Raw genomic sequence first — 13,680 nt, forward strand, 5'->3', positions numbered from 1 at the left:
TACACCGAGATCCAATGTGGGAGCGGGCTTGCTCGCGAAGCTTTTGACTTTGTTTATGTCACCCGATTCAAATCGTTATCGCGCGTCTCCTTCAAACACAGCACCGCAATCAGACTCAGCACCGCCGCCCCCGACACATAACCGCCGACATAACTCAAACCGCCCATCGCCACCAGCTTCTGCGCAAAGAACGGCGCCGCCGAGGCACCGACGATTCCGCCAAGGTTGTAGGCCGCCGACGCTCCGGTGTAGCGCACATGCGTAGGAAATAACTCGGGCAGCAGCGCGCCCATTGGCGCGAACGTTACGCCCATCAAAAACAACTCGATGCACAGGAACAGCCCCACGCCCCAGGTCGAACCCTGGGTCAGCAGCGGCTCCATCAAGAACCCGGACAGAATCGCCAGCACGCCGCCGATGATCAGCACCGGTTTGCGCCCATAACGGTCACTGGCCCAGGCCGACAGCGGGGTCGCGGCAGCCATGAACAACACGGCGAAACACAGCAGGCCGAGGAAAGTTTCGCGGGTGTAGCCCAGCGTCGACACGCCATAACTCAGCGAAAACACCGTCGAAATGTAGAAAAGCGCGTAGCACACCACCATCGACCCCGCGCCCAGCAGCGTCGGTGCCCAATATTGGCTGAACAGCTCGACCAGCGGGATTTTCACTCGTTCCTGACGGGCCATGGCATTGGCGAACACTGGCGTTTCGTGCAGCTTGAGACGCACATACAGGCCGACCATCACCAGGGCGGCGCTGAGCAGAAACGGTATCCGCCAGCCCCACGAACGGAACTGCTCGTCGTCCAGCGTCATCGCCAGCGTCAGGAACAGGCCGTTCGCGGCGAGAAAGCCAATCGAAGGGCCGAGCTGCGGAAACATGCCGAACCAGGCACGCTTGCCCTTCGGCGCGTTCTCGGTGGCCAGCAAAGCCGCACCGCCCCATTCGCCGCCCAATCCCAAGCCTTGGCCGAAACGCAGCACGCAAAGCAGGATCGGCGCCCAGGCTCCGATGGCGTCGTAACCCGGCAGCACGCCGATCAGCGTCGTGCACACTCCCATCAACAACAGCGAGGCGACCAGCGTCGACTTGCGCCCGATACGATCACCAAAGTGCCCGAACAGCGCCGAGCCCAGCGGCCGAGCCAGGAAAGCGATACCGAAAGTGAGGAATGCCGACAGCATTTGCGCGGTGCCGGAGGTCTGCGGAAAGAACACCGGACCGATAACCAAGGCAGCGGCCGTGGCGTAGACATAGAAATCGTAAAACTCGATGGCCGTGCCGATAAAACTTGCGGTGGCCACGCGGGTAGCGGAGTTCGTCGGTTGCTCAGGCGTGGTTTCGCTGTAAGTAGTGCTGGTCGTCATGTGTGGATCCCTGACAGTCATGTGCCCCAGTGGAGCGAATTATTATGGTCGAACACCCAGGGATGTGGGTTTTGATGCGGAGTGCGGGTAGCACTGGGGTGGGGCAGGGCTTGGGTAAGCGCCCCGATTATAGGAAGGTGCCTAACGATCAAACAAGCGCAAATCCTTGTAGCAGCTGCCGAAGGCTGCGTCCGGCAGCGCAGCAGTCGTAAAACCAGACGATGCGGTGTTTCAGGAAGTCCGCGTGTTCAGGGTTTACGACTGCTGCGCAGCCGGACGCAACCTTCGGCAGCTGCTACAGGGGGGGCGGGGTGATTAGAGGACGGCTGGCACCGAGCTGGTATGCCAGATCAGCACCCGCGTGACGCGGTTATCTTCGGTTTCCAGAATCTCCAGCCGATAACGTCCGATCTTCAGGCATACCGGACTCTCGGGAATCGTTTCCAGCGCCTCGGTGACCAGCCCGTTGAGGGTTTTCGGACCGTCACTCGGGAGGTGCCAGCCGAGGCTTTTATTCACATCGCGAATCGAGGCAGCACCGTCAATCATCAAACGTCCGTCGGGCTGCGAATGAATGTGCGGGTTGTCCAGGGTGTGCTGGCTTTCAAACTCGCCGACGATTTCTTCGAGGATATCCTCCAGCGTGACGATGCCCAGCACTTCGCCGTATTCGTCGACCACCATGCCCAGGCGTCGTTGCTGCTTGTGGAAGTTAAGCAATTGCAACTGTAGCGGAGTGCTTTCCGGCACGAAGTAAGGATCGTGACACGCGGCGAGGAGGGCTTCGCGCGTCAGGTCGCCACCGGCCAGCAGATGGCGGATCTGCCGGGTGTTGAGTACCGCTTCGACCTGATTGATGTCGCTGTGGAACACCGGCAGGCGCGTGCGACGGTTGGCGCGCAGCTGTTGAAGAATTTCCTCGATCGAGTCATCAAGGTTGATCCCGTCCACTTCGCTGCGGGGCACCAGGATGTCATTGACCGTAATGTTGTCCAGAGCATGAATGCCCGGGAGTGGGTGCGGACGGCTGACGTGGCTGTCGTGGTCGTCGCTGCGGTCCGTCGGCGCTTCGTCCTGGCTTTGCTGCACCACTTTGCTTTTGCGCGCGAACGGTCGCGTCAGCAGCTGGCTGATCCCGCTGAGCAGCCAGGCGGCAGGGTAAAGAATTTTCAGCGGGATGCGCAGCAAGGTGTTGCCAAGCGCCAGCACGGCGTCGGGATAGCGAACGGCAAGAGTGCGTGGCAGGTAGTCGGCGAACACCAGCAGAACCGCTGCTGCGCCCAGGCACGCTGCCCATGGACCGTTCTCGGCCCAGATGAAAATGGCCAGCAAGGTGCTGATGACCACCATGAGTGCGCGGCACAGTGTGTTGCAGAGAATAAGACTGCTGAGGGGAAAGCTGAGCTTTGCCAGCGGCTTGTCTTTGGCGCGCGACGCCGTGCGCTGGGCCAGCACATGTTGTTGGGCCGCTTCGATCGCGGTAAACAGGCCCGACCATAAAATCAGCAGGGCCACCACTGCGAGCATCGGCCCCAAGGGCAAGTCATCCATTAGTGCCGCCCGTCAGATGTGCAGAATATATTCACGGACCAGCTTGCTGCCAAAGTACGCCAGCATCAGCAGGCAGAAACCGGCGAGGGTCCAGCGAATAGCCTTGTGCCCGCGCCAGCCGAGGCGGTTGCGACCCCACAGCAGCACGCTGAAAACAATCCAGGCGAGGCATGCCAGCAAGGTTTTGTGCACCAGATGCTGGGCAAACAGGTTTTCGACGAACAGCCATCCGGAAATCAGTGACATCGACAGCAGGGTCCAGCCAGCCCACAGGAAACCGAACAGCAGGCTTTCCATGGTTTGCAGCGGCGGGAAGTTTTTAATCAGTCCGGACGGGTGCTTGTGCTTGAGTTGATGGTCCTGAACCAGCAGCAGCAAGGCCTGGAACACCGCGATGGTGAACATGCCATAGGCCAGGATCGACAAAAGGATGTGAGCAAGAATGCCCGGCTCCTCATCGATGATCTGCACCGTGCCGGCCGGAGCGAACTGCGCTAGCAGGACGGTCGCAGCCCCCAGCGGGAACAGCAACACCAGCAGGTTTTCCACCGGAATCCGTGAGCAGGCCAGCAGCGTCAGGGCTATCACGGCAGCGGCGATCAGGCTGGCCGCACTGAAGAAGTCCAGGCCCAGGCCGATCGGCGTCAACAAGTGGGTGAGCAGGCTGGCGCTGTGCGCCAGCACAGCCAGCACGCCAAGCGTTACCAGCAGGCGTTTGTTCGCCTTGGCGCCGGTGGCCAGACGAGAGCCTTGATAGAATGTCGCAGCGGCGTATAAGCAGGCGGCGGCGAGGGTGGTGAGCAAACTGGGTGACAAGGGGAGCATAAATCCTGTTAGGCAAGCCCGAAAGGGGCTGAGTTTGGCATAGAACCCACACACCACGAAAGTGCGAGGTGTCCGCCAGGCGCAGTCTTCGCTATAATCCGCGACCTGCCCACGCCGCAGGCTCGCCGAGCTCATGTTTATCACGGCCCGGGCCGCCATTATCCCGGTCAACACAGGGCCTGAAAGGATCGCGCAATGTTTGAAAACCTAACCGACCGTCTCTCGCAGACGCTGCGCCATGTCACCGGCAAGGCCAAGCTGACCGAAGACAACATCAAAGACACGCTGCGCGAAGTGCGCATGGCGTTGCTCGAAGCCGACGTCGCCTTGCCGGTGGTGAAAGACTTCGTCAATTCGGTCAAGGAGCGCGCTGTCGGCACGGAAGTGTCGCGCAGCCTGACGCCGGGTCAGGCGTTCGTAAAAATCGTCCAGGCCGAACTCGAAAGCCTGATGGGTGCGGCCAACGAAGATTTGAACCTGAGTGCCGTGCCACCCGCTATCGTCTTGATGGCCGGTCTGCAGGGCGCGGGTAAAACCACCACCGCCGGCAAACTTGCGCGCTTCCTTAAAGAGCGCAAGAAGAAGTCGGTCATGGTGGTGTCTGCGGACATCTACCGTCCGGCAGCGATCAAGCAACTGGAAATGCTGGCCGGGGAAGTCGGCGTCACCTTCTTCCCGTCCGACCTGAGCCAGAAGCCGGTCGAGATCGCGCAGGCTGCTATTAAAGAAGCAAAGCTCAAATTTATTGATGTGGTCATCGTCGATACCGCCGGTCGTCTGCACATCGACGAAGAGATGATGGGTGAGATCAAGGCGTTGCACGCCGCGATCAACCCGGTCGAAACCCTGTTCGTGGTCGACGCCATGACTGGCCAGGATGCCGCGAACACAGCCAAAGCCTTCGGTGATGCATTACCGCTGACCGGTGTGATCCTGACCAAGGTCGACGGCGACGCCCGAGGCGGTGCCGCGCTGTCGGTTCGCGCCATCACCGGCAAGCCGATCAAGTTCATCGGCATGGGCGAGAAGAGCGACGCGCTCGAACCGTTTCACCCTGAGCGTATCGCTTCGCGCATCCTCGGTATGGGCGACGTGCTCAGCCTGATCGAGCAGGCCGAACAGACCCTCGACAAGGACAAGGCCGACAAGCTGGCCAAGAAGCTGAAGAAGGGCAAGGGCTTCGACCTCGAAGACTTCCGCGATCAGCTGCAACAGATGAAGAACATGGGCGGCCTCGGCGGCCTCATGGACAAGCTGCCAAACATCGGCGGTGTAAACCTGGCGCAGATGGGCAACGCCCAGGGTGCGGCAGAGAAGCAGTTCAAGCAGATGGAAGCCATCATCAATTCAATGACCCCGGCCGAGCGCCGCGACCCTGAGCTGATCAGCGGTTCGCGCAAGCGCCGGATCGCCATGGGTTCCGGTACTCAGGTGCAAGACATCGGTCGCTTGATCAAGCAACACAAGCAGATGCAGAAGATGATGAAGAAATTCTCCGCGAAAGGCGGAATGGCCAAGATGATGCGCGGCATGGGCGGTATGTTGCCCGGCGGCGGCATGCCGAAAATGTAAAGAATTCGAGCCTGGGCTTGCCCTGGCTCCGCCCCACAGGGATGTGGGATCTCCAGTAAACCCGCCATTGGCGGGAGCTGACTCGCCGTTTTCAACGACGGCTCTATAGCAAATCTTGATGGCGACTGAAAGGCCGCCGGAAAAAGTCATTTGCAAAAGTCCGGATATTCCTTAGAATATGCGGCCTTTCGGGCACCTATGCCCGCTGTGCCTTTAGATTTGCAGCACCGACTACAGGAACGATGTTCACATGCTAACAATCCGTCTTGCCCTTGGCGGCTCCAAAAAGCGCCCGTTTTACCACTTGACCGTAACCGACAGCCGCAACCCGCGCGACGGTTCGCACAAGGAACAGGTTGGTTTCTTCAACCCTGTTGCTCGTGGTCAGGAAGTTCGTCTGTCCGTGAACCAAGAGCGCGTAGCCTACTGGCTGAGCGTTGGTGCACAGCCTTCTGAGCGTGTTGCCCAGTTGCTGAAGGACTCGGCTAAGGCTGCGGCCTGAGCAATATGAACGCGACGCCAGCGGTTGCTGATGATTTGATCGTTATCGGCAAGATTTATTCTGTTCATGGCGTTCGCGGCGAAGTGAAGGTGTATTCCTTTACTGATCCGACTGAAAACCTGTTGCAGTACAAAACCTGGACGCTCAAGCGCGAAGGCAATGTCAAACAGGTCGAGCTGGTCAGTGGACGCGGGAACGACAAGTTCCTGGTCGCAAAGCTCAAGGGTCTTGATGATCGTGAAGAAGCGCGTCTTCTGGCCGGTTATGAGATCTGCGTGCCGCGCAACCTGTTCCCTGAATTGACCGACGGCGAGTACTACTGGTACCAGCTGGAAGGTCTGAAGGTTATTGATCAACTCGGGCAATTGCTCGGGAAAATCGATCATCTTCTGGAAACCGGCGCCAATGATGTAATGGTGGTCAAGCCTTGCGCTGGCAGCCTGGATGATCGCGAACGCCTGTTGCCCTATACCGAGCAATGCGTGTTGGCCGTCGACCTTGCCGCAGGCGAGATGAAGGTGGAATGGGATGCGGACTTCTAAGCGTGGCTAACTTGCGCGTAGAAGTGATCAGTTTGTTTCCCGAGATGTTCTCCGCCATCAGCGAGTACGGCATCACCAGTCGTGCGGTGAAACAGGGGCTGTTGCAGCTGACCTGTTGGAATCCGCGAGACTACACGACGGATCGACATCACACTGTGGACGATCGCCCATTTGGCGGTGGCCCGGGCATGGTGATGAAGATCAAACCCCTGGAAGATGCTCTGGTTCACGCCAAGGCAGCAGCCGGGGAGGCGGCGAAGGTAATTTACCTGTCGCCCCAAGGCCGTCAACTGAATCAGTCGGCGGTACGCGAGTTGGCGACTCTGGATGCATTGATCCTGATTGCCGGCCGTTATGAAGGCATTGACGAGCGTTTTATTGAGGCTCATGTCGATGAAGAGTGGTCGATTGGCGACTATGTACTGTCTGGCGGCGAGCTGCCGGCGATGGTCCTGATCGATGCGGTTACACGACTGCTGCCTGGAGCTTTAGGGCATGCGGACTCCGCCGAGGAAGATTCCTTTACGGATGGTTTGCTGGATTGCCCGCACTACACCCGACCGGAGGTGTATGCGGATCAGCGTGTTCCCGACGTATTGCTAAGTGGCAATCACGCGCATATCCGGCGTTGGCGTTTACAGCAGTCCCTTGGCAGGACCTTTGAACGACGCGCCGATCTTCTGGAAAGCCGCTCGCTTTCTGGAGAAGAGAAGAAGCTGCTCGAGGAATACATCCGCGAGCGGGACGATAGTTAACAACGTATCGATGGTAAGTCCGTTGACTTGCCTTAGGAGCACAGCATGACTAACAAAATCATCCTTGCACTCGAAGCAGAGCAGATGACCAAAGAAATCCCTACCTTTGCCCCGGGCGACACCATTGTCGTTCAGGTGAAAGTGAAGGAAGGCGACCGTTCGCGTCTGCAAGCGTTCGAAGGTGTTGTTATCGCCAAGCGTAACCGCGGCGTAAACAGTGCTTTCACCGTTCGTAAAATCTCCAACGGTGTTGGCGTAGAGCGTACTTTCCAGACCTACAGCCCGCAAATCGACAGCATGGCCGTTAAACGTCGCGGTGACGTGCGTAAAGCCAAGCTGTACTACCTGCGTGACCTGTCCGGTAAAGCAGCTCGCATCAAGGAAAAACTGGCTTAAGTCCAGCTTCCGATGCAGAAAAAAGCAGCCTAAGGGCTGCTTTTTTGTTGCCTGTTATTTATCCCTCCCGCCTGCCGAAAGCTGTGATCTTTTGCTCTTGCTTTCATCCGCAGTGCGCCCTTTGCGAGCCTTACCCATGACCACCCGTGAACAGGAAATCAAACGCCGCACCGAACGCTCGGTGAGCCGCGTGACCAAGGCGGTTTTTCCGTCGACCACCAATCACCACAACACATTGTTCGGCGGCACTGCCCTGGCCTGGATGGACGAAGTGTCATTCATCACCGCCACGCGTTTCTGCCGATTGCCGTTGGTGACGGTGTCCACGGATCGCATCGACTTCAATCACGCTATCCCTGCCGGCTCCATCGTCGAACTGGTCGGCCGAGTCATTAAAGTGGGCAACACCAGCCTGAAGGTAGAGGTAGAGGTGTTTGTTGAAAGCATGAGTTGTGACGGCCGCGAGAAAGCCATTCATGGGCAGTTCAGCTTCGTGGCAATCGATGAAGATAAACGCCCGGTACCGGTGCTGGCGGGATTCGCCGCCTGATGTGTCCTGGTGGTTCCGCGAATGATTGGGCTATGAAAGACTTGCTGTCTGACTCCCGCTACCTGAGCCTTTATGCCCGCCATTGATCATCCACTGATAGACCAATTCCTTGATGCCCTGTGGCTGGAGAAGGGCCTTTCCGACAACACCCGTGATGCCTACCGCAGCGATTTGGCGCTGTTCAACGGCTGGGTGCAGGACCAAGGGCTGGAGCTGGTCAATGCTGGCCGCGAATTGATCCTCGATCATCTGGCCTGGCGACTGGAGCAAAATTACAAACCTCGTTCCACTGCGCGATTTTTATCCGGCGTGCGTGGCTTTTATCGCTATCTGCTGCGTGAAAAGCTGATTGCTGTGGACCCGACCTTGCGGGTCGATATGCCGCAATTGGGCAGGCCGCTGCCCAAGTCGTTGTCAGAAGCCGATGTGGAGGCGCTGTTGAAGGCGCCAGATCTGAGCGAAGCCATCGGTCAGCGTGACCGCGCCATGCTCGAAGTGCTTTATGCCTGTGGATTGCGGGTTACCGAGCTGATCAGCTTGACGCTCGAGCAGGTGAATCTGCGCCAGGGCGTGCTCCGGGTAATGGGCAAGGGCAGCAAGGAACGGTTGGTACCGATGGGCGAAGAGGCGATTGTCTGGGTCGAACGCTATATGCGCGATGCGCGTAGCGAACTGCTGGGCGGACGCCCGAGTGATGTGCTGTTCCCCAGCCTGCGCGGTGAGCAGATGACCCGGCAGACGTTCTGGCACCGAATCAAGCACCAGGCCAGGGTTGCCGGGATCGGCAAGTCTCTGTCGCCGCACACCCTGCGCCACGCCTTTGCCACGCACCTGCTCAACCACGGCGCCGATCTGCGCGTGGTGCAAATGCTGCTTGGCCACAGCGACCTGTCGACTACGCAAATCTACACCCACGTTGCCCGCGCACGTCTGCAGGACCTGCACGCCAAGCATCACCCCAGAGGCTGAACAAAATCCCTGTAGGAGCGAGCCTGCTCGCGATGGCGATTTGGCTGTCACCGCTGTGTTGGCAGGAATAATGCTATCGCGAGCAGGCTCACTCCTACAGGTTCTTCGACGCTCTGGACATCTCTGGCGACAGCCGCATTCGGCCACGGGACCCTTATGTGATAGGCTTTGCCGGTTTGCACGGTGGGCGGTTATGACCCGGTGTTTCGGCACGGGCGTTCTGATCGACCCATTTGTCCGTCTTCAGGAGTTCTCATGCGTCTGACCCAGATTTTCGCCGCCGCAGCCCTTGCGTTGGTCAGCACCTTTGCCGTCGCCGATGACGCGGCCGACAAAGCCATCCGTAAAAGCCTGGAAAACCTCCAGCTTGAAGTCCCGGTAGAAAGCATCTCCGCCAGCCCGTTGCCCGGCCTCTACGAAGTCAAGCTTCAGGGCAGCCGCGTGCTCTACGCCAGCGCCGATGGTCAGTACGTGGTTCAGGGTTACATGTTCCAGCTGAAGGACGGCAAACCCGTCAACCTGACCGAGAAAACCGAGCGCCTCGGTGTGTCCAAGCTGGTCAACGCCATCCCGCTCGCGGAAACCGTGGTCTACCCGGCCATCGGTGAAACCAAATCGCACATCACCGTCTTTACCGACACCACCTGCCCGTACTGCCACAAGCTGCACGCCGAAGTGCCCGAGCTGAACAAGCGCGGCATCGAAGTGCGTTATGTGGCGTTCCCGCGCCAAGGCCTTGGCTCGCCGGGTGACGAACAATTGCAAGCGGTCTGGTGCTCGAAAGACAAGAAAGCCGCGATGGACAAGATGGTCGATGGCACGGAAATCAAAGCCGCCAAATGCGATAACCCGGTTGCCAAGCAGTTCGCTCTGGGCCAGTCGATTGGCGTGAACGGCACACCGGCCATCGTTTTGGCTGACGGTCAGGTCATTCCGGGCTACCAGCCTGCGCCACAAGTCGCCAAACTGGCGCTGGGCGCGAAGTAAATTCGCATCGTCACGGTCAGCCTTTGACGATCATGGTCCGGCGGCAGTATTGCCGGGCCATTAATAGAGAGCCGCGAGCTTGCGGCTGTTTTCACGGCCGGCCTTGAGTCGGCCGTTTTATGGGGAGTTCACAGTGAAACCGGTCAAAGTAGGCATCTGTGGGTTAGGGACCGTCGGTGGCGGAACCTTCAACGTACTTCAGCGCAACGCCGAGGAAATTGCTCGTCGTGCCGGGCGTGGAATCGAAGTGGCACAAATTGCCATGCGCACGCCAAAGCCTCAGTTCCAGACGACCGGTATTGCGATTACCAACGATGTCTTCGATGTGGCCACGAACCCTGAGATCGATATCGTCATAGAGCTGATGGGCGGCTACACCGTTGCCCGCGAGCTGGTACTCAAAGCGATCGAGAACGGAAAACACGTAGTAACCGCGAACAAGGCGCTTATCGCCGTTCATGGTAATGAAATTTTCGCCAGGGCTCGCGAGAAAGGCGTGATCGTGGCGTTCGAAGCTGCCGTTGCCGGCGGCATTCCGGTGATCAAGGCGATCCGTGAAGGCCTTTCTGCCAACCGAATCAACTGGGTCGCCGGCATCATCAATGGCACCGGCAACTTCATTCTCACGGAGATGCGTGAGAAGGGGCGCACCTTTGAAGACGTCCTCGCCGAAGCGCAAGCGCTGGGTTACGCCGAGGCGGATCCGACTTTCGACGTGGAAGGCATCGACGCGGCTCATAAGCTGACGATTCTCGCGTCCATTGCCTTCGGCATTCCGCTGCAGTTCGACAAGGCTTACACCGAAGGCATCACCAAACTCACCACAGCTGACGTCAATTACGCCGAAGCACTGGGCTACCGAATCAAGCACCTCGGTGTGGCGCGCAGCACGGCCTCCGGCATTGAATTGCGCGTGCACCCGACGCTGATCCCGGCTGATCGTCTGATCGCCAACGTCAATGGCGTGATGAACGCCGTGATGGTCAACGGTGATGCCGCCGGTTCGACCCTGTTTTACGGTGCCGGTGCCGGTATGGAGCCGACCGCTTCGTCAGTGATCGCCGATCTGGTGGATGTGGTTCGCGCCATGACCTCCGATCCGGAAAACCGCGTGCCGCACCTGGCCTTTCAGCCGGATTCGCTGTCAGCGCACCCGATCCTGCCGATCGAAGCCTGCGAAAGCGCTTATTACCTGCGCATTCAGGCCAAGGACCATCCGGGTGTGCTGGCGCAAGTTGCAAGCATCCTCTCGGAGCGCGGGATCAATATCGAGTCGATCATGCAGAAGGAAGTTGAAGAACACGACGGTCTGGTGCCGATGATCCTGATTACACATCGTGTGCTCGAGCAGCACATCAACGATGCGATCGCCGCGCTTGAGGCGTTGGCGGGGGTAGTCGGTCCGGTTGTACGGATTCGTGTCGAACATCTGAATTAACAGCAGCTGCAAGCTTCAAGCTTCAAGCTGCAAGACAAAGCAGAACCGCTTTTACTTGTAGCTTGCCGCTTGCCGCTTATAGCCCAAACCGAAGGTTGCTCTTATGCGTTATATCAGTACCCGCGGCCAGGCACCGGCCCTGAATTTCGAAGATGTCCTGCTGACCGGTCTCGCCACCGACGGTGGTCTGTACGTCCCGGAAAACCTGCCGCGCTTCACCCAGGAAGAGATCGCATCCTGGGCCGGCCTGCCGTATCACGAACTGGCCTTCCGGGTGATGCGTCCGTTCGTTACCGGCAGCATTCCCGATGCCGATTTCAAGAAGATTCTCGAAGAAACATACGGTGTGTTTTCACACAGTGCCGTCGCACCGCTGCGTCAGTTGAACGGCAACGAGTGGGTTCTGGAACTGTTCCACGGCCCGACCCTGGCGTTCAAGGATTTCGCTCTGCAGCTGCTCGGCCGACTGCTCGACTACGTGCTGGAGAAACGCGGCGAGCGCGTGGTGATTGTCGGCGCGACCTCCGGTGACACCGGCTCGGCGGCGATCGAAGGCTGCAAGCATTGCGAAAACGTCGACATCTTCATCCTGCATCCGCACAACCGTGTGTCCGAAGTGCAGCGTCGGCAGATGACCACGATCTTCGGCGAGAACATCCACAACATCGCCATCGAAGGCAACTTCGATGACTGCCAGGAAATGGTCAAGGCGAGCTTCGCCGACCAGAGCTTCCTCAAGGGCACCCGCCTGGTGGCTGTGAACTCGATCAACTGGGCGCGGATCATGGCCCAGATCGTTTACTACTTCCATGCGTCCCTGCAGTTGGGTGGCCCGGCGCGGTCGGTGTCGTTCTCGGTGCCAACCGGTAACTTCGGTGACATCTTCGCCGGTTACCTGGCGCGCAACATGGGTCTGCCGATCAATCAACTGATCGTTGCCACTAACCGCAATGACATCCTGCACCGCTTCATGAGCGGCAATCAGTACGTCAAGGAAACCTTGCACGCGACGCTCTCGCCGTCGATGGACATCATGGTGTCGTCGAACTTCGAACGTTTGCTGTTTGACCTGCATGGTCGCAACGGCGCGGCGATTGCCGGTTTGATGGACAGCTTCCGCCAGGGCGGTAGCTTCAGCGTTGAACAGGAGCGCTGGACCGAGGCTCGCAAGCTGTTTGATTCGCTGGCAGTGGATGATGCACAGACGTGCGAAACCATTGCCGAGGTTTACGAGCAGACCGGTGAGTTGCTGGATCCGCACACTGCAATCGGTGTGAAAGCTGCGCGCGAATGCCGTCGCAGCCTGGATATTCCGATGGTGATCCTGGGGACGGCGCACCCGGTCAAATTCCCGGATGCGGTGTTGAAAGCGGGCGTGGGTAAAGCGCTGGAATTGCCGGTGCATTTGACCGATCTGTTTGAGCGGGATGAGCGTTGCACGGTGTTGCCGAATGATTTGAAGGCGGTGCAGGCGTTTGTTGCTCAGCATGGGAATCGTGGGAAGCCGCTTTGACTGCTTTGACTGCTTTGACTTGTGCGTCTGACTGACAGGTTCTAGCCGTCGCTTGCGAGCTTTGTGGGAGCAAAGCTTGCTCGCGAAGGCTTGTCTGGATTCGGCGGGATTCTCGAGAGTGTACTCGGTCTACTTTAGGAGCTGGCTTGCCAGCGATGGCTATGTACAGGGCGTATAGATTTGCCGGGTACATATCCATTGCTGTGGTGATGGCTGATATTGGTTTCGCCCTTACGGCGAGTCACTTGGAGAAGCACCAAGTAACCAAGTGCTCTTGCCCCTGACGTACGGTGGTTCGCCTGGGCTCGCCATACCCTCGCTCCGGTCCTGCTCCGTGGGCCCGGCGCGATCGGCCATCCTTGGGCGTGCGCGGCTAACCCGGCATCCATGCCGGGTTAGCCACTGCGCAGAACCTCCACTCAGCCTCCCGAGGTGGCGCTAACCGCCACAGCCGCCGAGGCGGCCTGATAGCCGACCTGACTCGCGGGGGTAGCGCCAAATCTGAGCAGCAACACAAAACCCTGTAGCAGCTGGCGCAGCCTGCGTCCGGCTCGGGCCGCGATCTGGCCGCGAACTGGCCGCGATCTGGCCGCGAACTGGCCGCGATCTGGCGGAGCGGTCGTAAAATCAGGGAGCGAGGTTAGATGAATAGCCACATGCTCTGGATCTACGATGACAATGACGACGACTGCTGCGTCCGATCGCGGCCC

General features: G+C 58.9%; 13 protein-coding genes. 10 read left to right on the forward strand and 3 right to left on the reverse strand.

All coding sequences use genetic code 11. The annotated features are described in order from the left end of the window. Window positions 1–53: 53 nt before the first annotated feature. From F8N12_RS12175 to F8N12_RS12185, 3 genes are all read right to left on the reverse strand, one after another. Window positions 54–1,370, reverse strand: coding sequence for an MFS transporter (locus tag F8N12_RS12175; protein WP_150580653.1), 1,317 nt, complete (start codon window positions 1,368–1,370; stop codon window positions 54–56). A gap of 315 nt (window positions 1,371–1,685) precedes the next feature. Further along, window positions 1,686–2,921: an HlyC/CorC family transporter gene (locus tag F8N12_RS12180; RefSeq protein WP_150580654.1), complete on the reverse strand. Its 1,236-nt coding sequence runs from the start codon at window positions 2,919–2,921 to the stop codon at window positions 1,686–1,688. 12 nt (window positions 2,922–2,933) lie between these two features. Next, complete coding sequence (locus F8N12_RS12185) at window positions 2,934–3,746, reverse strand: inner membrane protein YpjD (protein WP_150580655.1); 813 nt, start codon at window positions 3,744–3,746, stop codon at window positions 2,934–2,936. A gap of 195 nt (window positions 3,747–3,941) precedes the next feature. On the opposite strand from F8N12_RS12185, the gene ffh reads away from it, so the two are divergent. The 10 genes from ffh (at window position 3,942) to thrC (ending at window position 12,970) form a co-directional block, all read left to right on the forward strand. Further along, entirely contained in the window at window positions 3,942–5,318 is a 1,377-nt protein-coding gene (ffh, locus tag F8N12_RS12190) for a signal recognition particle protein (RefSeq protein ID WP_028623883.1), read from the forward strand. Between the two features lie 250 nt (window positions 5,319–5,568). Further along, entirely contained in the window at window positions 5,569–5,820 is a 252-nt protein-coding gene (gene rpsP, locus F8N12_RS12195) for a 30S ribosomal protein S16 (RefSeq protein ID WP_045059142.1), read from the forward strand. A 5-nt stretch (window positions 5,821–5,825) separates the two neighbouring features. After that, on the forward strand, window positions 5,826–6,362 hold the full coding sequence (gene rimM / locus F8N12_RS12200; protein ID WP_008014731.1) for a ribosome maturation factor RimM: 537 nt from the start codon (window positions 5,826–5,828) through the stop codon (window positions 6,360–6,362). Beyond that, the gene (gene trmD, locus F8N12_RS12205) at window positions 6,344–7,117 is read left to right on the forward strand and encodes a tRNA (guanosine(37)-N1)-methyltransferase TrmD (protein WP_191623154.1); all 774 of its coding nucleotides are present in this window, start codon (window positions 6,344–6,346) and stop codon (window positions 7,115–7,117) included. The genes rimM and trmD overlap by 19 nt, the downstream gene beginning before the upstream one ends. 45 nt (window positions 7,118–7,162) lie before the next feature. After that, the gene (gene rplS, locus F8N12_RS12210) at window positions 7,163–7,513 is read left to right on the forward strand and encodes a 50S ribosomal protein L19 (RefSeq protein WP_003175895.1); all 351 of its coding nucleotides are present in this window, start codon (window positions 7,163–7,165) and stop codon (window positions 7,511–7,513) included. Between the two features lie 136 nt (window positions 7,514–7,649). Then, window positions 7,650–8,063 carry an acyl-CoA thioesterase gene (locus F8N12_RS12215; protein WP_150580657.1) on the forward strand — a complete coding sequence of 138 codons (414 nt, stop codon included), beginning with the start codon at window positions 7,650–7,652 and terminating at the stop codon, window positions 8,061–8,063. Between the two features lie 72 nt (window positions 8,064–8,135). Next, window positions 8,136–9,032: a site-specific tyrosine recombinase XerD gene (xerD, locus tag F8N12_RS12220; RefSeq protein WP_150580658.1), complete on the forward strand. Its 897-nt coding sequence runs from the start codon at window positions 8,136–8,138 to the stop codon at window positions 9,030–9,032. A gap of 255 nt (window positions 9,033–9,287) precedes the next feature. Beyond that, on the forward strand, window positions 9,288–10,019 hold the full coding sequence (gene dsbC / locus F8N12_RS12225; protein WP_150580659.1) for a bifunctional protein-disulfide isomerase/oxidoreductase DsbC: 732 nt from the start codon (window positions 9,288–9,290) through the stop codon (window positions 10,017–10,019). A 133-nt stretch (window positions 10,020–10,152) separates the two neighbouring features. Next, window positions 10,153–11,457: a homoserine dehydrogenase gene (locus tag F8N12_RS12230; RefSeq protein WP_028623878.1), complete on the forward strand. Its 1,305-nt coding sequence runs from the start codon at window positions 10,153–10,155 to the stop codon at window positions 11,455–11,457. A 103-nt stretch (window positions 11,458–11,560) separates the two neighbouring features. Beyond that, window positions 11,561–12,970, forward strand: coding sequence for a threonine synthase (gene thrC / locus F8N12_RS12235; protein ID WP_150580660.1), 1,410 nt, complete (start codon window positions 11,561–11,563; stop codon window positions 12,968–12,970). The last annotated feature ends 710 nt before the right edge of the window (window positions 12,971–13,680 follow it).

This window comes from Pseudomonas fluorescens, assembly GCF_902497625.1.
Lineage (GTDB): Bacteria > Pseudomonadota > Gammaproteobacteria > Pseudomonadales > Pseudomonadaceae > Aquipseudomonas > Aquipseudomonas fluorescens_BQ.